We start from the raw sequence: 24,646 nt of genomic DNA, 5'->3' as shown, positions 1-24,646 counted from the left end.
GAATAAGAAATGACAATCGCACTCTCAGAACAACTGACTCAACGTTTTTTTCGCTATCTGTCTGTCAGCAGTCAGAGTGATGCCGCCTCTGACACTCTGCCCAGCACGGCGGGGCAACATAAAATGGCCCAAATGTTGGCTGACGAACTGCGGCAGTTGGGGCTGGAAGATATCATTATTGATGAACATGCAACGGTAACTGCCCGTAAGCCGGGTAATCAGCCGACAGCGCCTCGTATTGGTTTCATTACTCACATTGATACTGTTGATGTTGGTTTGTCACCTGATATTCATCCGCAGCGCTTGCACTTTACCGGCAGTGACCTGTGCTTGAACCCAGAGCAAGGTATTTATCTGCGCACTGCTGAACACCCGGAAATTCTACGTTATCAGGGTGAAGAGATTATTTTCAGCGATGGCACCAGTGTGTTGGGCGCGGATAATAAAGCGGCGGTAACGGTGGTGATGACCCTGCTGGAAAACCTGAGCGCGGATGATAAACACGGCGATATTGTTGTGGCATTTGTGCCCGACGAAGAGATAGGTTTGCGTGGGGCCAAAGCATTGGATCTGGCGCGGTTTGATGTTGATTTTGCTTACACCATTGATTGCTGCGAACTGGGCGAAGTGGTGTATGAGAACTTTAATGCGGCCTCGGCTGAGATTGATATTGTGGGGGTGACGGCGCATCCCATGTCAGCCAAGAATGTGCTAATCAATCCTATCCGTGTTGCTTATGACATTATCAGCGAATTTGACCCACAACAGACGCCAGAACACACCGAAGGGCGAGAAGGCTATGTTTGGTTTACCGATATGGTTGCCAACCCCAACAGCGCCAAACTGAAAATGGCGATTCGTGATTTTGATAATGCATCATTTGCGGCCCGTAAAACCTCAATTGGCGAGGCGGTGGCAAAGGTTTCTGCACGGTATCCGCGCGCGAAGTTAAGTTATTCAGTGACTGATGTTTACAGCAATATCAGTAATTCCATTGGTGAAGATAAGAAAGCTATTGAGCTTATTTTCTCCTCCATGGCACTGTTGGGGATTGAACCGAATGTGATTCCTATGAGGGGCGGTACGGATGGCGCAGCATTATCGAGCAAAGGGTTGTTAACACCGAACTATTTCACTGGCGCGCATAACTTCCATTCGCCATTTGAATTCTTGCCAATCAGTTCCTTTGTTAAATCATATGAGTTGACGAGAACTATTTGCCTGTCTGCGGCTGAATAGTCTTTGTAAACAGCATATTGGGGGAGGGTGGATTTACCGCTCTCCCCAATATTATGTTTTAATCCAATGCTTCTTCCTGCACTTCCAACACATGATATGCAGTTGAGCAGAATAGTGAGTTCAAGCGCTTCATATCCCCCAATAGCCCCATATGCAGACTGCTGGTTTCAATGCTCAGCACGTTTTGTTGGTGCAAACGTTCGACGTGGGCATGGGAATAACGGCGGTTTAACAAGCGGAAACGGTGCTTGGCGCGGCGCAAGCGCTTGGCGTTATTGATATCTCGGGATAAAAATACCGACATCCCTAAATCCAGATTAGCAACCAGTCGGGCATGTAGAGTATTTAACTCTTCAAACCCTTCAACTGAAAACGGCTTGCGCGCATTCAGTGACTTGGCGGCGACATCGGATGTCATTCGGCCAATAATATCGCCAGCTTGCTGAAGATTGACTGCAGTATCAATAATTTCGGCCCAGCGGCGTGAATCAATCTCGCCCAATTCATCTTGCTGAATTTGCGCCAAATACAGTTTTATCGCGCTATACAGCATGTCAACTTCGTCTTCTAATAAGCTAACTTCATGTTTTTGCTGTTTATTGCCTTCCAGCACTTCTTTAAAGCGAAATAGCATTTGTTCCAGTACATCGCCCATACGCAGGGTTTCCCGCACGGCGTTTGCTAATGCCAGTGACGGGGTATCGATAGCGGTAATATCTAAATAGCGCGGTGCAGAGGGCTGGGCTGTGTTGGGATCATCACTCACTAAGCGGCTGCAAATTCGTGCCATCACTCCAACAAATGGCAACATCAACAGACAGCGCAGCAAGTTATAGAAAACGTGGAAGTAAATGACCACTTCGGCGGCGGGTAAGCTGTGCCCGAACAACCATTTCCCTAATACATTGACCCAAGGAAGCACCAAAATACAGCCGATAACTTTAAACAGCAGGCTTCCCAACACCACTTGGCGGGATACCGCATTCTGTCCACGGCTACTGATCAAGGCCAGCAATCCGCTCCCCAGATTGGAGCCAATCACAATACAAAGCGCGATATTCAGCGGCACTAACCCGGTGGCGGCGAGTGTCGCGGTGAGGAGCACCGCAGCCAGACTGGAATAACTGATCATGGCGAACAGCGCGCCAATCAACAGCGCCAGAATAGTATCCCCGGTCAGGGAGGAGAAAATGGCCTGAACCGCCGTCGCCTGTGTGATCGGGCCGGCAGCGCTGACAATCAGTTGCAAGGCGAGAATTATCAGCCCAAGGCCAATACACACTCGCCCCATTTGGCCCACACGGGCTTTACGTTGGCCGAGGAAGACAATCACCCCGCCGAGAATCAGTAATGGCGACAGCCAGGAGAGATCAAAAGTGAGCACTCGCGCCATCAGCGCCGTCCCCACATCAGCCCCTAACATAATCACCAGCGCGGGTGACAATGAAATCAGCCCCTGTGATACAAATGAAATCACCAGCAACGCCGTCGCATTGCTGCTTTGTACCAGCGCCGTGACGCCAATCCCGGCTATAAATGCAGTTGGTTTTTTCTGGATACTGGCGCTCAGCACCCGGCGCAAATCAGCGCCATAAACCCGCATGATACCTGTGCGGACGATATGTGTACCCCACACGAGCAGGGCAACAGAAGAAAGCAGATGAAGCAATGTCAGCATAGTCAGTCTCAGTTGTGGTGAGTGGCTCCAATCAGATTAGGTGAAATTGCTCAAGGATTGATAAATGGTGTCCAAGAGCTTTTTATTATCAACGGATTGCAGAATTTTTATTGGCTTACCTTGTGGTGCCGGAATACCGACATCCAAACGTAGATTTTCTGGGCTAAAGCGCACCGTCATACCACGGGTTAGCGCGCCTTCCAGTACGACATCAACATAGTCGCTGGCCGTGGTCACGATGCTTTTATCCAGTAACCAGGCGACGACCAGCGCATCATGAACCCAGCAGCCAGGTAGTTGGCGCGTTTGCATCGAGTAGCTTATCCACGGACGGAGTGTTTCTACCAGATAACGGCTCAGTGGGGAGTCAATTTTCGCGAACTTATCCAAATCCTGATGCAGCAATTGGGTTTGCGTGGTGACATCCAAAGGTGCCAGTGTAATATTAGCACCACTGGTCAACACCACATGTGCGGCTTCGGGATCGATACCAAAATTAGTGTCTTTAAGGTAGCCATCGACATTAAATACACCTCCCATGATAGCAATTTCTGCCACCGATGACGCCATTTGTGGGTAAAGCTGCATTGCGTGGGCGATATTTGTCAGGGGGCCGATAGCCACCAGGGTTATTTCTCCGGGGTTATTGCAAATTAACTCTCCGATAGCATGGGCGGCTAATGGCGCACTGGAGGCCACAATAGGTGGTGGTGATGTTTGTTGCCAAAGTGCAGTTAATCCATTTCGGGCCGCACCATTATCCAGCTTGTCACGCCAAAGTGCTGCGGGCTCGACCAGCGCCTGTGACGCGCCCCGAATGATGGGAATATTTAATCCCAAACGGGTTACTAAATCATGGGCAACAGAAAATCCGACTTCGCTTGGAGTATTTCCTGCCACGATAGTCACTAATTCTAATGTTATTTCCGGTGCGGCGATGGCAAGGGCTAATGCTAAACCATCGTCGATATTGGCGCCGGGTATGCCATTTCCTGGGTCACAATCAATAATTAAACGCATGTTTTTATCTTTTATAGTGGAAAATCAATTTCTTTAAATCTAGAACAGCCGCAGGACTCACCGATTTGGAGCGAAAAATCGAATTCGCGAATAGTCGGTTTACCGTCCCAGTTTCTGAGCATCTCAATGGCCGTTTTTGCCATGGCATCCACTGGCTGGCGCACGGTCGTCAATGACGGCACGTTATATTCAGATTCAATGGTGCCGTTAAAGCAGATAAGCGCCAGATCTTGCGGGGCGGCCAAATTATGCTCGGCCATGGCGCGCAAGCACCCAAACGCCTGTAATTCATTAGTTGCGAACAGTGCCTGTGGCAATGGCCCTTTCAGCATCTGCTGTGCGGCCTGATAACCACCCGGACGGGTGTATGTGGTTGGGAAAATCCATTCATTACGTGCATTCAGCCCCGCTTGTTGCAGTGCATCGCGCCAACCATTCAACCTATCTTGAGTATTGAGCATATCCAGTGGACCGCAAATAATCGCGATATCACGATGGCCATGTTCAATCAGGTGCTGGGTTGCTTGAAACGCAGCCGCGCGTTCATTCACACGAATAGCACAGATTTGTTGCGCGGCATCAACTGCATCGAGCATGACAAAAGGTGTGCCAGTCGCCTGAATTAATTCGATATAGGGATGACGGTCAACACTGGTATACAGCAGGCCATCAACCTGACGATGCAGTAGATTATTGATCAGTTCGCGTTCGCGTTGCCGGTCATCACCCGCATCAGCCAATAACAACACTTGCCCATTGGCAAAGGCTTCGCGCTGTAGTGCATGGGCCATTGACGAGATAAAAGGGTTAGAAATATTGGGAACAATCAGGCCATATGTTTGGGTCGTTCCACGCGCCAATGAACGGGCTATTTCATTGGGGCGATAACCGGTTTTTTTAATGGCATCAAGCACGCGCTGTTTGGTGGCGGGCGCAACGGGTCGTGGCCCGTTATTAATGACATAACTGACTACCGCCACAGAAGTGCCAGCTTCTCGTGCGACATCAGAACGTGTAATTCGATGTGAGTGCGGGTTGACCAAAGTGACCTCGATGCTAAACACCCCTAAGGATATATCTGGGAATAACAGACAGTTACATCACTATACTCGTCAGACATCATGTTGCATACGCACAAGCGACACTCACGGCTTGGCCCATCAGTGGGCCAAGCCTGTGTGGAGCCGCCGCTTGCTGTATTCCTGCAACTCGAACTATGTAGAGTATATAGAGGGATTTTCGGTATTAAATTGCATCTTCTGGCAAGTTTAGATCGCGCCCACGCGTTTCTGGTGCAAAGAATGTGGTGACGAAACCAATTCCTGCCATCACGGCGAAATACAGCGCAATTGGCCACCAGTGACCGGTGAGTGTTAGCATCGCTGCCGCGATTAATGGCGCAGTGCCTCCGGACAAAATGGAGCCTAATTCTTTTGCGACCGCCATCTTGGTATAGCGATTTGTCACACCAAATAACTCAACACCCCATGCTGCTTGCACACCGAAAATACCGAGTGATGCTAACCCCATACCAACAATGATAGTGCCCATAACGATAATAGGCTCGCGGGTTTCGAGCAGCATAAATGCCGGGAAGGCGTAAATTATCAATAACAGGCAGAACCAGCGATAGGTAATGCGGCGACCAAAACGATCTGACAGATAGCCCGCCAGTGGAATGATCAGGAAGCCCAGACAGGAAGCAATAAACACCGCCATGGTCGGCACCGACTTGTCCACCATCAGCACTTTGGCCACATAACCAATCATGAAGCCCTGAGCCAGATAGGACGGGCCGTTCTCGCCGATACGCAAGCCCACCATGATCCAGAATGATTTGCTGCGCTGCCAAAATGTGCGGTTATCCACTTCAGCGATATGCTCGCGGCCCAGTGCCAGTGCTTGCTGGCGTTGTTGTTCCAACACCAGTTTTTGGCGCTCAAATACCGGGGTTTCGCGCATGTGGCGACGAATAAACAGTGCGGCACCGGCGATTAAAATGCTAGACAGGAATGGAATACGCCAGCCCCAATCGAGCAGTGTTTGTTTGTCCATCTGCAAGACCAACAACCACACTAATGCAGCCAGTAGCGTACCGCTGTTAGAACCTAATGCAATAATGGAAGAGACCAAACCGCGCCTTTTAGCGGGAGCATATTCCCCTAACATCACGGCACCCCCAGACAGTTCTGCGCCCGCGCCCAGCCCCTGCATAAAGCGCAAGAATGCCAGACAGGCCGGTGCCCACAAGCCAATAGAGGCATAACTTGGAATGAGGCCAATCATGGTGGTGGAGGCACCCATCAAGGTGATGGTCGTAATCATGACGACTTTCCGGCCTTTGCGATCACCCAATCTACCGAACAATAGCGCACCAATAGGGCGGGCAATAAAGCCGACAGAGTAAGTGGCAAAGCTGGATAACAATGCGATTACAGGTGTTGCTTCAGGGAAGAAGACATCACCAAATATTATGCCAGCCGCTAAACCATATAGTGCAAAATCTGCATATTCCATGGCCGTACCGAGCCAACACGAAAAGGTTGCGCGCCAAAAGTCTTTGCGACCTTCGGGCGTAGCCAAGCGCTCTTCCGCAGCCATGCTCTCTGATGGAGCATTGTCTGCCGCCGAGCTATTTAGTGAAGTCATTAAAAAGGTTCCCCTGGTGTTGAAGCATCATGTTCACGCACTTATTAATGTGTATTTATCCGCCTTTATTCAGCCGCCGGGGTCAATCAGCGAAACTGACTTTGACGGAGAAACATTAGATAACATTAATCTTAACTCGTGCTTTTAGTGTATCTACCCGCGTAGATAGATCAAATTAATTATCATTACTTTAGAGATTGTTCACGAAACTGTCATATAACTGCTCAAGGTTTGCACGAAATTTGCGGGTGGCACGATAAAGTCCGCAAGTATTCGTGCAACAGAGGGGAAACTTTTTTCTGAGGCTATAAAAACCGGGGATAAAAATAAGCGCTTTAGCCGGCGACGCGCAACCAGGCAAATAGTATCGCGACTACTATCACAATAACGGCTGTTGCAATCACTAGCCGGTCAGCAAATAAACGTCTCATTTGATAAGCTCCTTAGGCAAAACTGTAGCGCTCAGAATGGTATTTCGACATGGGCACATTGATTTCTGCCAGTGCTTTTTCAATGGCATCCATCATCACGTTCGGGCCACAAATAAAATATTCATGACTGGCATAGGGTGGCGGCAAGTGCCGTTTGAACACTTCAGCATCAATGAATCCCTGCTCTCCGGCCCAATCTGCCGACGGGTTTGACAGCACATGCACCACTTTCAAATTGAGCCGTAGTTGTAAGGCTTCCAATTCTTCACGAAACGTAATCGACTCCCAATCTTTACTGCCATATAGCAGTAATGCAGGGCGTGGATCGCCGCGATCCGCCAGGGTGCGCAGCATACTCATCATTGGGGTAATTCCGACACCACCTGCCACCAGAACATGCATATCGGCGGGATTACCTAAGGTGAAAGCACCGTAGGGGCCATCCAGATAAACCCGTTGCCCAACCGGTATCTGGGCAATATGACGAGTGAAATCCCCTAAATTGCGGATCGACATTTCGACACGCCCGCCGCTGGCCTTCGCACTGGATGAAAATGAAAACGGGTGCCCGGTGATATTAAACGGGTTGCCCCAAACGGTTAACCATCCGAACTGACCCGGGGTGAAATGAAAGCCAGTATGGCCCTCAGGTTCCATGACGAGAGTGGTGGTATCGCCGCGCTCTTTGCGAACATCCACCACCCGAAAAGGCCGTCGCAGCATAAAGAATGGTTTGACGATGCGCACATACAGTAACAATCCAAACCAAAAAAGAATCAGCCCAATCCAGAGTGCTTTTTTTAACGGGTCGTCGAGATAAAAACCCCAGGCGACCATATGTGCAATCCCTGCGATAACGGCAATTACCGCCAGAATGATGTGAGATAAATGCCAAATTTCATAGCGGATCCTGAGCTGCACCCGCCACAATGCCGTAATGACTAAAGCAATCAGTGAATAAGTTGACAGTGCCGCAAAACGGGCGCGCCAGGGGGCATCAATGGAGTTCAGTAACGCCAGTAATTCCGGGCGGACAACAAAGAGAATGATAGGATGGGCGATAACCAGCCCGACGGCAATCAGTGAAATACGCCGATGGAAGTGATAAATAATATCTTCACCCCAAGGCTCGGTCACATAGCGAAAGCGTGCAGTTAGGCCAAATTGTAGCCCCATGATAGCTAGCCCGGCATAACCAAGAGCAATAGAAAGCTCAGTCCAGAAATCTCGGGCGGGAGGTAATGTCCCGGTTAGTAGCGCCAGTAAGGGGGCGAGAATAAAAAATAGATATACCCCAATCCAAATGGCACTACGTAAAGCATAAGTCGACATATTTTTCACGCCAGAGTAATGAATAAACACGCCAATAAGTATACTCAGTAGAATATGAGATAACCATTTATTAACATCGTATTAATAATCTCTGTCATATATACCTTACAGAGATTATTACTGGGTTTTAAAGTGCCTTTAGCCAGACGTCGCGTTTTTATTCAAATTGGATAAACATCCAGATCATCGCGGTTACTAAGCTGCCGCTAGTTTGACGGTGATAGAGAGCAGGCCGAGAGCGAGTTGAAAGAGTTGCTTGTTAGATATTGAGATATGAGCGTTTCACCTCGTCGCTGTACTCTTCTTTCAATCCCGTACCTTATTCGCGGGCTTTTCTCTCTATTAATTGTCGGCATAGATAGGTATTATTCGATATTAATAATGCAAATCATTGGCGTTCCCAATCAAGGATATCCACATCCCCACTTTTAAGGAGAGAAAATGCGATTACGTTTAGCTTTATTTTCAGCTTTGTTGGCAGTAACGGCTGTGCTTGTCGGATGTGATAACGCATCTACGACCCCGGAAGAAACATCAAAAATCAGTATCGAACATGCTCAGGGCACGACTCAAGTTCCGCTTAATCCGCAAAAAGTTATCATACTGAATCCTTCTGTATTGGATATTGCTGATGCCTTGCATATCAAAGTTGCCGGTGTTCCTCAGACCAGCACACATCTTCCGGCATTTTTATCCCAATACAGCGGCTCAGAATATCTGAATGCGGGGACATTATTTGAACCGGATTATGAAACGCTGAGCCAGGCAAAACCTGACCTGATTATTGCGGGTGGCCGTGCTCAAGATGCCTATGACAAACTGAGTGCTATTGCGCCAACTATCGCACTGGATATCGACCCTAAGCACTTTACCCAAAGTCTGACCCAGCGCACGGAACAATTAGCGTCTATCTTCAATAAAGAAGAAGAAGCAAAAACGTTGATGGGCAAATTTACCTCTCAGATCAATGCCATCAAGCAGAAATCGGCTAACGCCGGTTCGGCCATGGTCGTGATGGTCAGTGGTGGGAAAATGTCGGCTTATACCCCAGGTTCGCGTTTCGGTTTTATTTTTGACGAGTTGGGCTTCACCTCTGCGGCCAGCTTCACTGAAGCCGGTAATCATGGCAATGTGGTGACTTCAGAATTTATTCTTAATGCTAATCCTGAGTGGTTGTTCGTCCTTGACCGTGATAATGCGATTGGGCGTACTGAAAACCAATCGGCACAACAAATTCTCGATAACCCGCTGATTCGTAAGACCAAAGCATGGCAAAATAATCGTGTGATTTATCTCGACTCCGCCTCGCTCTATATTGCCGGTGGTGTGCAGAGCTATATGCAACTGATGGATAAAATCAGCTCTGTGTTGGATAAACCAGCCTCCGCGCAGTAATTCGTGACTAATGAAAAATCTTAGCTTTATAGCCGGCCTGGTTATTTTACTGGGCCTTATGACATGCAGCTTATTTATTGGTGCCGGGAATGTCACATTGGCCGAGGTTTGGTCAGACCCCGACATGCGCGACATCTTTTTGATAAGCCGCGTGCCGCGAACATTGGCACTGGTTTTAGCCGGCAGTGCTATGAGTGTTGCTGGTCTTATCATGCAGATGCTCACCCAAAACCGCTTTGTCGAACCCTCTATTGCCGGCACGACCCAATCGGCCAGTCTTGGTTTATTGCTGGTCATGGTGTTTAGCCCCGCAGCACCCGTGATGGTAAAAATGCTGGTGGCCACCGTATTTGCCATGGGGGGCACTGCGCTTTTCATGTTATTGCTGGCACGAATGAGAATGAAATCGGCGCTGATGGTGCCGCTGACCGGGATTATGCTGGGGGCGGTATTTAGCGCAGTGACAACCTTCCTGGCAATGGAGTTTGATCTGCTGCAATCATTGGGCAGTTGGGAATCGGGCGATTTCTCGGGTGTATTGCAAGGCCGTTATGAACTGTTGTGGATAGTGGGCGTATTGACACTGATTGCCTGCTTGATAGCAGACCGTTTTACTGTCGCCGGAATGGGGCGAGATTTCTCCGTCAATGTCGGCCTGAATTATCAGCGGGTCATGCTGATGGGGATGTCTATTATTGCCATCACCAGCGGCGTGGTGGTGGTGGTGATTGGCGTGCTGCCTTTCCTGGGGTTAATTGTGCCCAATATTGTCAGTATGGCGATGGGTGATAACTTGCGCCGAACTATCCCTTGGGTGGCATTGTGTGGCGGTGGTTTAGTGGTGTTATGTGACATTATTGGTCGGTTAGTCAGTTACCCGTTTGAAATACCTGCCAGCGTTATTTTGGGCGCAATTGGCGCACTCGTTTTCCTATTATTAATTGTTAGGACAAAACGCCATGCAGGTTAATGAATATTCTTCATCACGCGCTCTTTCCCAAGAGAAAAGCAAAACGTTGAGTTCGCCAGCAAAGCGATTATTGTTATTGAGCATTATTGCCCTCGGCGCAATTATTCTTTTTATGACAATTAATCTCAGGGGTAATATCCAGTATGTTTTGGTACATCGCGGCCTTATTTTAGCCACCATGGTATTGGTCGCGTTTGCTGCAGGTATTGCCACCGTATTATTCCAAACAGTGACGAATAACCGTATTTTGACGCCATCAGTGATGGGGCTTGAAGCACTGTTTATCTTGATCCAAACGATGTTGATCTTTTTTGTCGATGCTAATGGATTCAGAGTATTAGGAATAACAGGAAAATTTCTTTGTGAGTCGGCCTTACTCCTGTTGTTTTCGGTATTTCTCTATCGCTGGTTGCTCACTGGCGTCGGGATAAACCTGCACAAGGTATTATTGGTTGGGTTGGTGTGCGGCACTCTGTTCCGCAGTTTATCCAGCTTGATGCAACGCCTGCTCTCCCCGGGGGAGTTTGCTGTTTTGCAGGGCAGAGTATTCGCCACCTTTACCCGAGCTGCGCCGGAGATTATTGCTCTTTCTACTGGGATAATTATTATCGTGGCGATAACTATTTGGCGTATGCGCCATTGCCTGGATGTTATTGCTCTGGGGAGAAATACCGCGATTAATCTGGGCGTCGCCTATCAGAAAAAAATTACCACTATTCTGCTACTTGTCTCATTACTGGTGGCGATATCGACGGCACTTGTCGGGCCGTTAACCTTTTTAGGTTTGCTTATTGCTAATCTGGCTTATCCGCTGGTGGGATCATTCCGGCACCAATATTTGCTGCCAGGGGTCTTTCTGCTTGGGGTTATTACGCTGGTCGGTGGCCAATTGATCCTTGAGCGTTTGCTGAACATGTCGGGAACGCTCTCCGTGGTCATTGAGTTTGTGGGTGGTGCGCTGTTTATTTATCTTTTAATAAAAAAGGCTCCGGTGTGATTGAAATAACTGATATTAATAAAAAATACCAGAATACAACGGTACTCAATAATATAAATGAAAGCATTCCTTCTGGTGGGATAACGTCAATCATCGGCCCAAATGGCGCGGGTAAGTCCACGTTATTATCAATTATGAGCCGTTTACTGACACCTGATCTCGGGCGCGTTCAGTTTAATGGGCTGGATGTGGCCAAAACCTCCGGGGATAAGTTGGCGACCATCCTTTCAGTCCTACGGCAAGAAAACCATTTTACCAGCCGGTTGACAGTATCGGATTTGGTTGGCTTTGGGCGTTACCCGTATTCGAAAGGGCGGCTGAATGAAGATGATCGCAAGTATATTGATGCGGCGATGGAATTCCTCAATCTGGTACCGCTGAAAGACCGCTATCTTGATGAGTTGTCTGGTGGGCAACGGCAACGTGCATATGTGGCAATGGTACTGTGCCAGGATACGAAATATATCCTGCTAGATGAGCCATTGAATAACCTGGATATGAAGCATTGTGTCGCGATGATGAAACAATTACGGCGTGCTGCTGATGAATTGAACAAAACTATTATATTGGTTATTCATGATATCAACTTTGCTTCAGCGTATTCGGACCATATTATTGCCATGAAAGACGGCGCGGTTATTTATCGCGGGGCGCCCGAAGAAATAATGAAACCGGATATCCTCGAAGAAATTTTTGATATAAAAATCAAGATAGAAAAAGTGCAAGACCAGCATATCGCGGTTTATTACCGTTGAGGCACTGAGTGGTGACGTTTGTCTTATTCGTGGCAGAATTGGCCGCCACGAATAAGATGAGCATTAGATTGCCGGATACTCCCCTGTGCCCTCAGGCCATGGTGTCAGCAGGTCATAACCTGTTTCCGTCACTGCAATGGTGTGTTCCCACTGGGCGGAAAGGGAGCGGTCTTTGGTGACCACAGTCCAACCATCAGAAAGTACACTGGTGGCGGCTTTACCTGCATTAATCATTGGCTCAATAGTAAAAATCATCCCCGCTTTAAGTGGCATGCCCACTCCCGGCGTCCCATAGTGCAGAATCTGCGGGTCGGTATGATATTCCTGCCCCACGCCGTGACCACAATATTCCCTCACAACGGAAAACCCAGCGCCCTCTGCTACCTGTTGAATCGCCGCCCCAATATCACCAAGTGTTGCCCCTGGGCGGACGACCTTAATCCCTGCAACCATCGACAAATAAGTTATATCCACCAATCGCTTAGCTCTAACTGAAGGCTCACCGACAAAATACATTCTGCTGGTATCGCCGTACCAGCCATCTTTAATAACAGCGACATCAATATTTACGATATCGCCATTTTTCAGTTTTTTATCAGACGGGATCCCGTGGCAGACCACATGATTCACCGAGGTGCAAACTGTGCGCGTATAGCCGTGATAGCCAATATTTGCTGGGATCACTTTCAGTTCGTTAACAATGTAGTCGTGGCACAACCGGTCAATCTCATCCGTTGTCACCCCAGCTTGAACATGGGGCGTTATCATCTCCAGGACTTTTGCTGCGGCGTGGCCGGCGGCGCGTGCCATTTCAATTTCTGCTTGTGAGTGGATTTTTACTGTTGTCATTGCGCGTTCTCTTCCTTATTCGGCATATGGGTTTCACTCTGGATGATTCTGGCAATGTCTGCTCCGCCCTGTAATTCCACCTGAACCAATACCCGGGTAAGTTCATGATGACTCAACTGAGGGTAAAGCTCAGCGAGCATACCCATTTTGAGCCAGTGCTCGGCCTGCGCGTTTATTGACCGGCTCATGGCATTACTCGCGATACGCAGATTTTCATGCATCAAATCAGAGATTTTAACGATTCCCATAACCTACCTATACGAAACATATATGATATGTATATTGACATAAATGATTAAAGGTTGCCATAGCTTGATGTAGTCGAGGATGGTGCATTGAGAAAATTATATACTTGCTAAAAAAGATAAGAATTAATAGGCTCGGTGATAATAGCAAATGGTTTTATGCCCTCTGCATTTTTGCCTAAAATGAGAAATACAGGTGATTATTTCGACTCATCCGGGAAACAATAAAAGTCCGGATATCGGCATTATTCATGTCAGGGTAAGAGTTCTATCACTATTCCCGGTTAATTTTTGTTATAAAAATAAGCTGTTATGAGAAAGTTTGTTCTATGATCGAGAGCGGGCCTCTGATTATTTATTGGGGGACAGTTCATTAAGGAGAACTTTATGTCTCACATGTCATTAATTCAGCTCCCCCATACTCATGGTGAAGGTTGTCTCTGTAATAGCCCGGCATTCGTGCGCATCAATACAGTATTCTCCCAGAAAGCGACCCAATCAAACCCGATTACTCCGGCCACTGTTGCCGCGGCGGTTCCGGGGGCAAAACCACAAAAAAGAGATATTGCAGCCAATGCTGTGCAAGTAATGGCTTTTATTAATGTTCGCGTCTTTGATGGTGTTTCAGACCACTTGCGGGACGGGCTGCGAGTATTAGTAGAAGGAAATAAGATCAAATCGGTAGAACCGGCGGATACACCTATTTCCGCCGATGTGGAATTGATTGACGGCGGTGGTGGCATATTAATGCCGGGGCTGATTGACGCACACTGGCACGCCATTATGGCTCGCCCGTCGATGATGACCGCAATGACGGCAGATTTTAACTATATCCAGGCACTGGCTATTGCTGAAGCCGATGCCACCTTAATGCGCGGTTTCACCACCGTGCGTGATATGGGCGGGCCGGTTTTTGGCTTAAAACGTGCCATTGATGAACAAATAGCCACCGGCCCACGAATTTACCCTTCAGGCGCTTTCATCACTCAAACCGGGGGACATGGCGATTTTCGCTTATTGGGCGAGTTGCCCCATACCCCATCCGATCCTTTGAGTTACGCCGAGCGCGTGGGGATGACCGCGATTGCTGACGGTGCTGATCAGGTGCTGCTGCGGGCCAGAGAACAACTGATGCGAGGCGCTTCGCAACTCAAATATATGGCCGGTGGCGGTGTCAGTTCCATGTATGACTCCATTGATGTGACGGAAGGTTCTGTAGCAGAAATCCAGGCCGCAGTGACTGCTGCTGAAAATTGGGGCACTTATGTGACTGTTCATGCTTACACCCCCCGCGCTGTTACCATGGCTATCAAGGGCGGGGTTAAGTGTATTGAACATGGTCAGTTGTTGGATGAGAAAACTGTTCAACTGATGGCCGAAAAAGGTATCTGGTGGAGTTTGCAACCTTTCCTTGATGATGAAGATGCGGTGCCAACTCCAACCCCGGCTTCTCGTGCCAAACAGCTCGAAATGGTGGCGGGCACGGATACGGCATATATGTTGGCGAAGAAATACAATATCAAGACCGCATGGGGCACCGACACATTGTTTGATGCCCGGCTGGCAACCCGGCAGGGGGCGCAGTTAGCCAAGCTGGTTCGCTGGTATTCACCAATTGAAATTCTCAAGATGGCGACCAGTGTTAATGCTGAGCTTTGTGCTTTCTCTGGCCTCAGAAATCCTTATCCCGGTAAGTTGGGCGTGGTGGAAAATGGCGCGTTGGCTGATTTGATTCTGGTCGAGGGAAATCCACTCGACGATATCCAACTCATTGCCCAACCAGAGAAAGCATTTCGGGTAATTATGAAAGATGGGCAAATATTCAAAAATACCTTGGGAAGCAATCACTAGTCACTGTCTGGGGGAATAAACCTGACTTTCTGGTGGGGTATTACGTGTTAATTGAGGCTGTTGAATGAATAATATGACTTCCCTCAGGAAGCAGCAGTGGGTTTTATGGGGCTTTTTGAATACCGCCAAACAGACTCTATGGCGCGGGCCATGGATTCTGTTATCAGCTATCGCCTTGAGTGGCTGCTCCGGGGGGGAGGCTCCGTCATTTTCCTTGGTTGGCTCCTACTTTCCTTCATGGATGGCTTGCGCTTTTATCGGGATAATCGTCGCGGTGATTGCTCGCGTTATGTTTATTCGCGTTGGTATTGATGAGGTGCTGCCATGGCGGCTGTTAGTGTATGTCTGTCTGGCGCTTGCTGTGGCATTCATCTGTTCCCTATTACTGTTTACGCGATGAATAATGCATATGAATAAACTAAAAGGGAGTGGGCGCAAGCGGCAGCTGGCGCTGATTGTCGCGGGCATCATCATTGTCGCGGCGGTGATATCAGGTTGGCTTTCAGTGCGGCAAACTACACTGAACCCGTTGTCTGAGGATGCAGAAATCGGGGCCAGTGTAGTGCATGTTGCCAGCTCGGTTCCCGGACGTATTATTTCAATTAATGTCGCGGAAAACAGCCAAGTTCAGCGCGGTGACCTGCTATTTACCATCGAGCCGGATCTCTATCGGCTGCAAGTCGAACAAGCACAGGCTGAGCTGAGCATGGCGGAGGCCGCCAGAGATACCCAGCAACGGACTGTGGTCGCCGAACAATCCAATGCGGCGATTACCAATGAGCAGATTGTGCGGGCGCAGGCCAATCTCAAGCTAGCCACTCAGACATTGGCTCGGCTACAACCGCTGCTCCCGAAAGGCTATGTCACCGCCCAGCAAGTTGATGATGCGGCAACAGCAAAACACGATGCCGAAGTCAGCCTAAAACAGGCCTTAAAACAGTCATATGCGGCGGAAGCTTTGGTCAGCACCACCGCCGCTTCTGAAGCGCTGGTGGTGGCGCGGCGTGCGGCGCTAGCTATTGCCAAACGTGAACTGGCCAATACCGAAATACGTGCGTCTCATGATGGCCGAGTTGTAGGGCTGACCGTTTCTGCGGGGGAATTTGTTGCCCCGGATCAGGCTATTTTTACTCTTATCAATACCGAACACTGGCATGCCTCGGCGTTTTTCCGCGAAACCGAGTTGAAAAATATCAAGGTTGGCGACTGCGCTACCGTGTATGTCATGGCGGACAGACAGCGCGCGATACAGGGGCGGGTCGAGGGGGTTGGTTGGGGCGTGAGTTCTGAAGATATGTTGAATATCCCGCGTGGCCTGCCTTATGTGCCTAAGTCATTAAATTGGGTGCGTGTTGTTCAGCGCTTCCCGGTGAGGATCAGTCTGGAAAAACCGCCGGAGGACCTGATGCGAGTCGGGGCGACTGCTGTGGTTATCGTGCGTAATGACGACGGTTGCTGACGGCACACTTGGCGGCATACTCCGCCAGGCAAAAGCAGATTTAGCCTATTTTCCCGGCCGCATGGCTCAGGCCTGGCGGGTGGCCGCACTCTGCGCATTGATGGCTATGATTGCCATGATATACGGCATCCCGGAATCTGCGATTAGCTGCTATCTCATTATTTTCGTGATGAAACCGGATGGCGTAGAGAGCATGGTCATGGCCGTCGCTATCACGATATTGGTCTCGTTGGTCGTCGGGTTGGTATTCCTGCTTATCCACTTCACTTTAGAAGCCGCGCCATTGCGCATGGCGGCTTTGATTGTCAGCTCATTTTTATTTCTCTACCTCGGCTCGGCCAGTAAGCTCGGCCCGGTGGGCAGTATTATTGCACTGGTTATTGCTTTTGTGATGACACTGCTCAGTGACATTCCCATGGGCGAGGTGGCAACTCGAGGGTTGTTATATGCCTGGCTAATGGCCGTTTCCCCGATGTTATTGCTGATTGGCTTTAACCTTTTCTTTGGCCGAATGCCACAGCGGTTATTGCGAGACAGCTTATCTGAGCGATTATCGACGGTTGCCGAGGTATTGCAGCAACCCGATACGGCCACTATGAATAAGGTAAAGGAACTGCTGCAAGAAGGGCAGAGTGAGCATCAACAGCGGGCTGTTTTTGTGCGCATTTTTCATCTGCGGCCTTCAGCCGAAGCGGCTTGGCTTGAAAGTGCTGTAAAAAGTACTTACCGGTTGCTATTGGCAACGTCGGCTTTACCTCCGAGTTCACCAGAGAATGCGCGCTTCGAGCTTGCGACCTACTGCCGCGATGCAGCGCAGGCGATTGCCACGGGCCATCTTGCCGACACCCCTCACTTTGCTATTGAGAATGCAGATGATGAAATCGAGGAAATCAAAAACTCATTAATAGCGCTTGCGAATGCTGATAATGGGCAAGATTTGGATGCCCCGAAATCCTCATTTTTTGCAGCAGATGCACTGACAAATCCTGTTCATCAGCGTTTTGCTCTGAAAACTACAGCAGCGGCCCTGATTTGCTATCTGATCTACACCGCATTGGACTGGCAGGATATTCATACCGCCATGATAACTTGCTATGTTGCGGCACTGGGGACGACCGGTGAGACGGTGCATAAGCTGGTATTACGGATCATTGGTTGCCTGATTGGGGCATTGATGGGGGTCTTGTCGATTATCTTTATCATTCCCCACCTGAGTGATATTGGGCAATTGATGGCGTTGGTGTTTGGCTGCATTCTATTGGCCGCTTGGGTGTCATGTGGCAGTGAGCGTATCGCCTATGCAGGTGTGCAAATAGGGCTGGCTTTCCTGCTGACTGTGCTGCAAGGCTTTGGACCGAGTACCGACTTGGGCGTGGCGCTTGATAGGGTGCTCGGTATTTTGCTGGGTAATTTGGTGGTGTATTTAATCTTCACACTGATATGGCCGGTGGCTATTGCAGACGCGGTGCGTATTCATATCAGTAATGCATTGAAGGGGCTGACAAGTTTGGCTGCGTTATCGCCTGATGCACGGCCTGCGGCATTAAGAGAAGCAACCGCTGTTGAGGCAGAAATTACCAATGCACAAGAAGAGCTGGCGCTGATCCCCTTTGAGCCAGCGCGATTACGCCCTTCGCGTGAAGAGTGCATGCGCTTACAAGCAATATTGGCAGAAATGGGGAAATTGTGCCCTGTGCTGTTTCTACCCACTGAAAAATCAGCATCTGATGTGGAACAGCTGCGTCGGCTCTCGGCAGGTGGCGAGGTGATGACATTATCTGAAGAGAAAGGACAGAATAGAGACTCATTACGGCCAGAATTATCGCCGATTAATTTGACTATTCAACAACGTATAAAGCGGCTCGAGGAGCTTCTGGGAATTTGATGACATGATGACGCGCGCTGTACTGATGGCCCGGATTGCCAAAATTAGCCTGACTTGCTCGGCAGTAAGTTTGAGCATGTTGATCGCCGGTTGTGCCACAGACCGTTTGGATCTTGCACCTGCATCTTATACTGAACCCTGGACGCCTAATGTGAATGCTGGCGCCTCTTTGGGGGCGGGTAATTTCTCTGTTCCGCCGAATCCGCTGGTGGCGGAATTAGCCCAGCCGCCCACGATAAAGCGTGAGCATGATTATTCATTGCCAGAACTGATTGATATCGCCCAAAGTCAGAATCCAGATACCCGTATTGCCTGGCAGCAGGCGCGGCAGGCCGCTCTGGCCGTAGGAATGGGGGAGGCAATATTTCTACCGATTATTTCAGCGAGTGTCATTGGGGGTTACCAAAGTACAACGACACCGCTACCTTATGCTATCGGCAACGAAAAGGATCTGAAAACGACGGGCAGCGCGGTAGTTCCGGCTTTAGCATTACAGTGGCTTATCTTTGATTTTGGCCAGCGTAGTGCATTACTTGATGCGGCTAAACATACTTCCTATGCTGCCAATGTGACCTTTAATGGCATGCACCAGAAGCTCATTTATGATGTCACTCGCACTTACTTCCAATATGGAGCAGCACAAACTCAGCGGCAGATAGCGGAACAGACGCTAAAAAATAGTTTGAAAATTCAAGATGCTGCGGAAGCGCGTCAAAAAAATGGTGTTGCGACGACAGTAGAAGTTGCGCTGGCCCGACAGCAGGTTGCGCAATCTGAACTACGCCGTGTGGTGACAAAAGGCACTGAGCGCGATGCTTATCAGGCCCTACTGGGGGCGATGGGAGTTTCCCCGTCATTGGGCATCAACGTCGCGTATGCTGAAGATCGTGTTTTGCCGAATGTTGCCAGTGCGCCGACCGAAAATATGATTCGGCTGGCCCTTTCCCAACGCCCCGATGTGCTAGCCAGCTATGCGGCGGTTGAAGCGGCCCAGGCGGGTGTCAAAGCAACGGAAGCTGATTTCTTGCCGAAAGTCTATCTTGCCGGGGCTGTTGCGGGTGGTGATGGGCGCTTTGATATTCAGGGGCTGCCGGGTATTAGCCAACAAACTTCATCTTCCAGTATTTTAGTCGGTGTTAGTGTTCCTCTTTATGATGGCGGGATACGGGCGGCCAGAGTTAAAGAGGCAGAATCGCGCGCGGTGGTTGCTGCCGAAGGGTTTAAGAAAACGCAGGAATTGGCTGTCCGTGAAATTGTGGTGGCGGCAGATACCTTGCAATCAGCACTTGAATCCAATCAAGCGGCATTAAATCTGGTGAAAACCTCATTTATTACTTATGACGCCGCGCTGGAGTCTTATCGCAATGGTGTCGGCACAATAACGGTTGCCAACGAGGCGGCAAATGGGTTGTTGAATGCTCAGCAAATGAGTACTGATGCGCATGCCGCTTCTTTGGTCGCAGCCGCTAATCTGGCTTTCGTCATGGGAAAAATGACGAACACCTCAGAACCATTGGCACTGCTGCATTAGCTAAATTGAATAAAACCATCGCCATCACGAGATAAAAAACACTCACACCGGCCAATATAAAGAGATCGATTAATAGGGATTAACATTAATGTATTTATCTGATCCTGATGGCGGCCAAAAATGTGATTTATTCGACAAAGCCTTCCTCGCAAGGAGGAAGACGATGTAAATATTAGAGGGTTATTTTTAATCTAGTAAAAAGCGACTATGTATTGGAGAGAATAGATTTTTGTAAGGGATTTTTGGGCAGTGGATCTCTTGAATTTACCAGATCTATAAAGTCCTCAGAATCTATCAAATCAGTTATGAATGAGATGATTTGCATATTTTTTACCAGAAACGCTTTCTTATCCTGTTCTGATTTTTTACTTGTTGGTGTAACATATGGTGCTATCATTTTAGCTATATTCGAGGCACTCATTTTATTTTCATCTTCATGTCTAATAATTTTAATAAGTAAAGGCATGATTTTTTTTATTGGTAATGGCAGTTTGTTTATCGATGGGATGAATGGGATGAAGTAATGTTTTTTTTCATTGCTATGTTCCCTTGCGAACTCATAAATTTTCATTTTATCGCTGTCAGTTAATGCGAGTCCTAACTGTTTTTTGAGTGCTGAACAAATGGCATTACTTTTTTTAATAGACGCCAATTCTTCATTTACTTTAACCCCATCAGTGTTATCTATGATATCAAGAACTTCTTTTAGATCAGAATATTGTGGTGATATTCGAAAGATTCCTTCTTGAGAGAACCATTCAGAATTAGCATTCATGTGATTGCTTAGTATTCCTATATTCTGAAATGCTATTTCCTGTGCATTAAAGAATGGTCTTAGAGACATTTCCCCCAGAGCTTCTTCTTTTCTTTTATTTTTCCCAAAAATTTCATTTCCAAGAGCTATTTTTCTATCGTAGTATTGGTATTTAATTAATTTATTATTTAATTCTTTTATATTTATACTATTAGATCTCTTAGTCGTGATGCTTAGCAAACTCTTTGCGAATGAATAAAAAAATGATGACTTAGTGCTCTTGTCTGTGAGTTTATGCTGATGTGCAATATCGTAATTATCATTTTTATTCAATATATTATATATTTTAAGTTTTTTTTCATAAAGTATACTTTCTGCCTTTGAAATATCTTTAGGACTAAGAGGGAATTTATCAATATGACTACTTACGCTATAATTAATTCTCCACATAATGTGACCTTATATTGGGTGTAAAAATCAAAGTCTGCCACCCAATCAATATCTATGCTTTCATTTTTCGAATCAAAGTCAGTCATTCTTTTATTTTTAATGGTGTGTTAGGCGAAATAGTCATGTATCAACTGCTGCCATTGCTCACGTGCAATGGGTTTTTGCAGTAGATAATCCATGCCGACTTCGCGGGCGCGCTGGGCATCTTCTGCTTTCAGTGAGGCCGACTGACCGATGATCAATATTGGCTCTGGGGTGTCCTGCATCAACTTTCGCAAGTGGCGCACCAGTTCAAAACCGTCACTCTCATCAAGCCGGCAGTCGGTAACAATAATCCTATGGTGGTGCTGTAACCAGCTCTGATAAGCCTGCTGTGTGTTGGCCACGGCATCCACCTCAAAGCCCATACTGCTAAACAATTCATGCTGAACCTCCAGCAGCAGTGGCTCATCCTCCACCACTAACAAACGATACGACTGCGTAATGACATCAGGCGAGTATCCCTCGGTAATATCACTGACAATCTCCAGTGTTTGCTCCTCATTACACAAGTTGCTCAGGGCAAGATAAAATGCTGAGGCGTACACCGGGCGGGGAACGACGACCAATTCACCTTGCTGATTGCGCAGCTGCCAGTGATTTTGCTGCTCATCGAGTTGCAGATAAATCGCCGGCCCACGGGCCGGGGCCGGAAGCGGGTCAGCAGAGGAATAATAAGCCAGCTCACAACCCTCGAGGATCTGGCCGATTTCGCCACAAAGCGCGGGGGGAATATCGGCGGAGAGTATGACATGCACCCCTTCAGGCAGCGGGTTTTCAATCGCGTAATGGGCGGGTATCGAGGGGAAGGAAAGCCGCAGCCGCGAACCCACACCGGGCTGACTGGTGATGGTCAAATGCCCACCGGTGAGGTGCATATTTTTCTTGGCGACAAATAGCCCCAGCCCGGTGCCCTTGGGGCGGGGATTATTATGGGTATCAGCGCCCGATAATTTCCCCTGATAAAACGGTTCTGAAAGCCGCGCCAACACCTTGTGGGGGATCCCTGTGCCAGTGTCGAGCACCTCGATACAGAACATTTTCTTGCCGTCGACCTGCGACAATGAGCATTCAATCAATACCATGCCTGAATGAGTGTGTTTAATGGCATTGTTGACGATATTATTCAGCGCCTGAGAAAGCAGTGTGCTGTCAATCAGGTGGGGCAAAAAACACTGTTTTGACAGATAGCGGACCTGCAATGTGGTGGCGTGTGTTTCGGCAAAACTGATAAACAACTTCACCGTGGTATCGCACAGCTCGGCCAGTAAATGCGGCTGGGGATTCTGTTGTACCGAACCGGCATTGATTTTGGCGTAATCCAGAGACAAATCAAGATTATCAAGCAGTTCCCGGGTCACATGAATGATATTTGCGAGCCTTTCCCGCTGGCTGGGCGATGATATTTTGCGCACCAACCCTTCACTGGCCGTGAGAATACCAATGAGTGGGGTGCGGAGCTCATGGGCCAGAACTGACAACTCCAGATTATTTTTTGAGCCCAGTCGGATAAACTCCATTTTTAAACGCCGGTGACGATAAAACACAATGAGCAATAGGCCCAATAAGACCGCCGCCAGGCCATAGCCGTACCAACCCCATCCGGTATAACGTGACTCTTGGCTATTATCTCCAATCATCCATTTTGCCATAAGTTCGGCTTGCTGCTGGGGAGAAATGGACGTGATCACTTTGTTAATAATATCAATCAAAATATGATCTTCTGGTCGCGCACTCATCACTCTGGGGATCTTGGCTTTATGGGGATGAGACATTTTTAACTGCCCCGGATGGACGACATTCATATAATAGAGGGCTGTGGGGGAGAGGACGACAGCAGCTTTAGCTCGCCCACGTATCACTTCATCAATAGTTTCTTCGGGCGAATTCGTTATTTTGTAATTAGCACTTGGAAATTGCCCGGTAAACCACTCAATCAGCGACAGATAATCGGTGATGGAAACATATCCCTCAGTGAGGTCGTCTGGGGTGGTGATATGACGGGTGGTTTTGCGTGTCACAGTGACGGGCCAGGTAGAAAACATCGGAACACTGCTTGCCAGACCTTTGGCCTGCGCAAATGCACTGGATGTGCTGGTGAGTAGCGCGACCTTACCGGTTTCCAGATAGCTAAAAGGTCTACGGCTGTTGTTGCTAAATATCGGCTGAAATTTTATTCCGGTGGCGGCGGCGATCAAATCAATATAATCCCGTGTCAGCCCAATATGCTCACCAGTGCTATTAAAGGTTTCAATAGGATAAAAATGCGGAGAAATACCGTATTGCACCACCGGGTGAGTCTCTATATAGCGCTGCTCTTCTGGCGAAAATACGATGGTGTCTGCGGCATAACTGGCTGTAGATAATAGTAAGATAAACGCCAATATCAAATAGGTTTTACAGAGAAATTTCATGGGCATATTTAAAGAAATCAGTATTTGATGTAAGCCCCAGTTTTTTGAAGGCGCGCGTTTTAGTGTTGGACACGGTTTTAAAACTGATATTAAGGCGGACACTGATTTCGTTCTGCTTCATTCCATTGAGTAACATTCTCAGCACTTCGGTTTCACGCTCGCTTAAAGCATGGTGTGCATCTTGTTGTGTGGACTGGGGCAGCGCCGCCAGCTCAATGGGGAAAAATTTCTTGCCACGGGCGACATACGAAATAGCAAAAAATAGCTCCTGAATGTCGCTGCTCTTTTGTACAAATCCCCATGCGCCGGCTTGCCAGGCCAGGCGGGCCACCGCCAGACTTTTATGGGCGGTGTGAACAATAATTTTCAATGTAGGATGTAATTGAAGAAGGCGTTTGATAAGCCCTACACCATCCTGAGGTAAAGATGTATCTATATCTGTTTCGCTGGCGGCAAGTGAATAATCCAGCAACAGAACTTCGATCTCATGATTATTTTTGAGTAACTCGATGAGCTCCGGCGTATTGCTGACACAGCCGATGACTTCAAGCGAAAAGTCACTGTAAATAAGCTGTTGCTGTGGCTCTTTATGATGATAAGGATATTTTTTTAAGATCTCCATCAGTGCAAGACGGCTAAAAGGCTCATCTTCGATCATGGCTATTCTTAACGTTTTTGCTTGTGTCATAACGGCCTCTGAACA

General features: G+C 48.2%; 20 protein-coding genes. 10 read left to right on the top strand and 10 right to left on the bottom strand.

The annotated features are described in order from the left end of the window. The first annotated feature begins 9 nt into the window (after positions 1-9). Entirely contained in the window at positions 10-1,239 is a 1,230-nt protein-coding gene (gene pepT, locus F0T03_RS17930; protein WP_159679868.1) for a peptidase T, read from the top strand. Between the two features lie 58 nt (positions 1,240-1,297). On the opposite strand, the gene F0T03_RS17925 is transcribed toward pepT, so the two are convergent. The 5 genes from F0T03_RS17925 to F0T03_RS17905 form a co-directional block, all read right to left on the bottom strand. Beyond that, complete coding sequence (locus F0T03_RS17925) at positions 1,298-2,917, bottom strand: Na/Pi cotransporter family protein (protein WP_159679866.1); 1,620 nt, start codon at positions 2,915-2,917, stop codon at positions 1,298-1,300. 36 nt (positions 2,918-2,953) lie between these two features. Then, a complete protein-coding gene (locus tag F0T03_RS17920) occupies positions 2,954-3,937 on the bottom strand; it encodes a nucleoside hydrolase (protein WP_159679864.1) in 984 nt (327 codons plus the stop codon). A gap of 11 nt (positions 3,938-3,948) precedes the next feature. Further along, on the bottom strand, positions 3,949-4,956 hold the full coding sequence (locus F0T03_RS17915; RefSeq protein WP_162527056.1) for a LacI family DNA-binding transcriptional regulator: 1,008 nt from the start codon (positions 4,954-4,956) through the stop codon (positions 3,949-3,951). A 226-nt stretch (positions 4,957-5,182) separates the two neighbouring features. Beyond that, positions 5,183-6,586: an MFS transporter gene (locus F0T03_RS17910; RefSeq protein WP_159679862.1), complete on the bottom strand. Its 1,404-nt coding sequence runs from the start codon at positions 6,584-6,586 to the stop codon at positions 5,183-5,185. Positions 6,587-7,029: 443 nt separating this feature from the next. Further along, the gene (locus F0T03_RS17905; protein ID WP_159679860.1) at positions 7,030-8,349 is read right to left on the bottom strand and encodes a ferredoxin reductase family protein; all 1,320 of its coding nucleotides are present in this window, start codon (positions 8,347-8,349) and stop codon (positions 7,030-7,032) included. A 441-nt stretch (positions 8,350-8,790) separates the two neighbouring features. Between F0T03_RS17905 and F0T03_RS17900 the strand changes: the two genes are divergently transcribed. Genes F0T03_RS17900 through F0T03_RS17885 form a run of 4 tightly spaced genes read left to right on the top strand, consistent with a single transcriptional unit; the run spans position 8,791 to position 12,466 of the window. Next, the gene (locus tag F0T03_RS17900; RefSeq protein WP_159679857.1) at positions 8,791-9,744 is read left to right on the top strand and encodes a siderophore ABC transporter substrate-binding protein; all 954 of its coding nucleotides are present in this window, start codon (positions 8,791-8,793) and stop codon (positions 9,742-9,744) included. Between the two features lie 10 nt (positions 9,745-9,754). Beyond that, complete coding sequence (locus F0T03_RS17895; protein ID WP_145553281.1) at positions 9,755-10,714, top strand: ABC transporter permease; 960 nt, start codon at positions 9,755-9,757, stop codon at positions 10,712-10,714. Beyond that, positions 10,704-11,711 carry an iron chelate uptake ABC transporter family permease subunit gene (locus tag F0T03_RS17890; RefSeq protein WP_159679855.1) on the top strand — a complete coding sequence of 336 codons (1,008 nt, stop codon included), beginning with the start codon at positions 10,704-10,706 and terminating at the stop codon, positions 11,709-11,711. The genes F0T03_RS17895 and F0T03_RS17890 overlap by 11 nt, the downstream gene beginning before the upstream one ends. After that, positions 11,708-12,466 carry an iron ABC transporter ATP-binding protein gene (locus F0T03_RS17885; RefSeq protein ID WP_159679852.1) on the top strand — a complete coding sequence of 253 codons (759 nt, stop codon included), beginning with the start codon at positions 11,708-11,710 and terminating at the stop codon, positions 12,464-12,466. The genes F0T03_RS17890 and F0T03_RS17885 overlap by 4 nt, the downstream gene beginning before the upstream one ends. Positions 12,467-12,529: 63 nt before the next feature. On the opposite strand, the gene map is transcribed toward F0T03_RS17885, so the two are convergent. Together map and F0T03_RS17875 are read right to left on the bottom strand one after the other, a co-directional pair. Beyond that, positions 12,530-13,315 carry a type I methionyl aminopeptidase gene (gene map / locus F0T03_RS17880; protein WP_145562299.1) on the bottom strand — a complete coding sequence of 262 codons (786 nt, stop codon included), beginning with the start codon at positions 13,313-13,315 and terminating at the stop codon, positions 12,530-12,532. Further along, positions 13,312-13,563 (bottom strand): ParD-like family protein, encoded by a 252-nt coding sequence (locus tag F0T03_RS17875; RefSeq protein ID WP_145553272.1) that lies wholly within the window; start codon positions 13,561-13,563, stop codon positions 13,312-13,314. Before F0T03_RS17875 ends, map begins: the two co-directional genes overlap by 4 nt. 384 nt (positions 13,564-13,947) lie before the next feature. On the opposite strand from F0T03_RS17875, the gene F0T03_RS17870 reads away from it, so the two are divergent. From F0T03_RS17870 to F0T03_RS17850, 5 genes are all read left to right on the top strand, one after another. Then, on the top strand, positions 13,948-15,411 hold the full coding sequence (locus F0T03_RS17870; protein WP_159679849.1) for a metal-dependent hydrolase family protein: 1,464 nt from the start codon (positions 13,948-13,950) through the stop codon (positions 15,409-15,411). 64 nt (positions 15,412-15,475) lie between these two features. Then, positions 15,476-15,811: a YtcA family lipoprotein gene (locus F0T03_RS17865; protein ID WP_162526976.1), complete on the top strand. Its 336-nt coding sequence runs from the start codon at positions 15,476-15,478 to the stop codon at positions 15,809-15,811. Positions 15,812-15,820: 9 nt separating this feature from the next. After that, complete coding sequence (gene mdtN, locus F0T03_RS17860; protein ID WP_159679846.1) at positions 15,821-16,870, top strand: multidrug transporter subunit MdtN; 1,050 nt, start codon at positions 15,821-15,823, stop codon at positions 16,868-16,870. After that, positions 16,854-18,755: an FUSC family protein gene (locus F0T03_RS17855; RefSeq protein ID WP_162526975.1), complete on the top strand. Its 1,902-nt coding sequence runs from the start codon at positions 16,854-16,856 to the stop codon at positions 18,753-18,755. Before mdtN ends, F0T03_RS17855 begins: the two co-directional genes overlap by 17 nt. A gap of 4 nt (positions 18,756-18,759) precedes the next feature. Beyond that, the gene (locus tag F0T03_RS17850) at positions 18,760-20,286 is read left to right on the top strand and encodes a TolC family protein (protein ID WP_159679844.1); all 1,527 of its coding nucleotides are present in this window, start codon (positions 18,760-18,762) and stop codon (positions 20,284-20,286) included. Positions 20,287-20,491: 205 nt separating this feature from the next. On the opposite strand, the gene F0T03_RS17845 is transcribed toward F0T03_RS17850, so the two are convergent. The 3 genes from F0T03_RS17845 to F0T03_RS17835 form a co-directional block, all read right to left on the bottom strand. Then, on the bottom strand, positions 20,492-21,490 hold the full coding sequence (locus F0T03_RS17845; RefSeq protein ID WP_145562296.1) for a RhoGAP domain-containing protein: 999 nt from the start codon (positions 21,488-21,490) through the stop codon (positions 20,492-20,494). 107 nt (positions 21,491-21,597) lie between these two features. Continuing rightward, a complete protein-coding gene (locus F0T03_RS17840; protein ID WP_159679842.1) occupies positions 21,598-23,949 on the bottom strand; it encodes an ATP-binding protein in 2,352 nt (783 codons plus the stop codon). Further along, positions 23,927-24,631, bottom strand: a complete 705-nt coding sequence (locus F0T03_RS17835; protein WP_145556366.1) for a response regulator transcription factor — start codon at positions 24,629-24,631, stop codon at positions 23,927-23,929. Before F0T03_RS17835 ends, F0T03_RS17840 begins: the two co-directional genes overlap by 23 nt. Positions 24,632-24,646 lie beyond the last annotated feature (15 nt).

It is taken from the genome of Yersinia canariae (assembly GCF_009831415.1).
Lineage (GTDB): Bacteria > Pseudomonadota > Gammaproteobacteria > Enterobacterales > Enterobacteriaceae > Yersinia > Yersinia canariae.
Note: the sequence above shows the minus strand (reverse complement) of the source record. Positions and strands in the feature narration are given on the sequence as shown.

Bases quoted from the DNA above. Each gene is read 5' to 3' on its own strand.
- F0T03_RS17850 (WP_159679844.1), top strand. From the start codon at position 18,760: ATGATGACGCGCGCTGTACTGATGGCCCGGATTGCCAAAATTAGCCTG.
- mdtN (WP_159679846.1), top strand. From the start codon at position 15,821: ATGAATAAACTAAAAGGGAGTGGGCGCAAGCGGCAGCTGGCGCTGATT.
- F0T03_RS17910 (WP_159679862.1), bottom strand. From the start codon at position 6,586: ATGACTTCACTAAATAGCTCGGCGGCAGACAATGCTCCATCAGAGAGC.
- F0T03_RS17845 (WP_145562296.1), bottom strand. From the start codon at position 21,490: ATGTGGAGAATTAATTATAGCGTAAGTAGTCATATTGATAAATTCCCT.
- F0T03_RS17920 (WP_159679864.1), bottom strand. From the start codon at position 3,937: ATGCGTTTAATTATTGATTGTGACCCAGGAAATGGCATACCCGGCGCC.
- F0T03_RS17865 (WP_162526976.1), top strand. From the start codon at position 15,476: ATGAATAATATGACTTCCCTCAGGAAGCAGCAGTGGGTTTTATGGGGC.
- pepT (WP_159679868.1), top strand. From the start codon at position 10: ATGACAATCGCACTCTCAGAACAACTGACTCAACGTTTTTTTCGCTAT.
- F0T03_RS17875 (WP_145553272.1), bottom strand. From the start codon at position 13,563: ATGGGAATCGTTAAAATCTCTGATTTGATGCATGAAAATCTGCGTATC.
- F0T03_RS17900 (WP_159679857.1), top strand. From the start codon at position 8,791: ATGCGATTACGTTTAGCTTTATTTTCAGCTTTGTTGGCAGTAACGGCT.
- map (WP_145562299.1), bottom strand. From the start codon at position 13,315: ATGACAACAGTAAAAATCCACTCACAAGCAGAAATTGAAATGGCACGC.
- F0T03_RS17870 (WP_159679849.1), top strand. From the start codon at position 13,948: ATGTCTCACATGTCATTAATTCAGCTCCCCCATACTCATGGTGAAGGT.
- F0T03_RS17925 (WP_159679866.1), bottom strand. From the start codon at position 2,917: ATGCTGACATTGCTTCATCTGCTTTCTTCTGTTGCCCTGCTCGTGTGG.
- F0T03_RS17890 (WP_159679855.1), top strand. From the start codon at position 10,704: ATGCAGGTTAATGAATATTCTTCATCACGCGCTCTTTCCCAAGAGAAA.
- F0T03_RS17840 (WP_159679842.1), bottom strand. From the start codon at position 23,949: ATGCCCATGAAATTTCTCTGTAAAACCTATTTGATATTGGCGTTTATC.
- F0T03_RS17895 (WP_145553281.1), top strand. From the start codon at position 9,755: ATGAAAAATCTTAGCTTTATAGCCGGCCTGGTTATTTTACTGGGCCTT.
- F0T03_RS17855 (WP_162526975.1), top strand. From the start codon at position 16,854: ATGACGACGGTTGCTGACGGCACACTTGGCGGCATACTCCGCCAGGCA.
- F0T03_RS17835 (WP_145556366.1), bottom strand. From the start codon at position 24,631: ATGACACAAGCAAAAACGTTAAGAATAGCCATGATCGAAGATGAGCCT.
- F0T03_RS17905 (WP_159679860.1), bottom strand. From the start codon at position 8,349: ATGTCGACTTATGCTTTACGTAGTGCCATTTGGATTGGGGTATATCTA.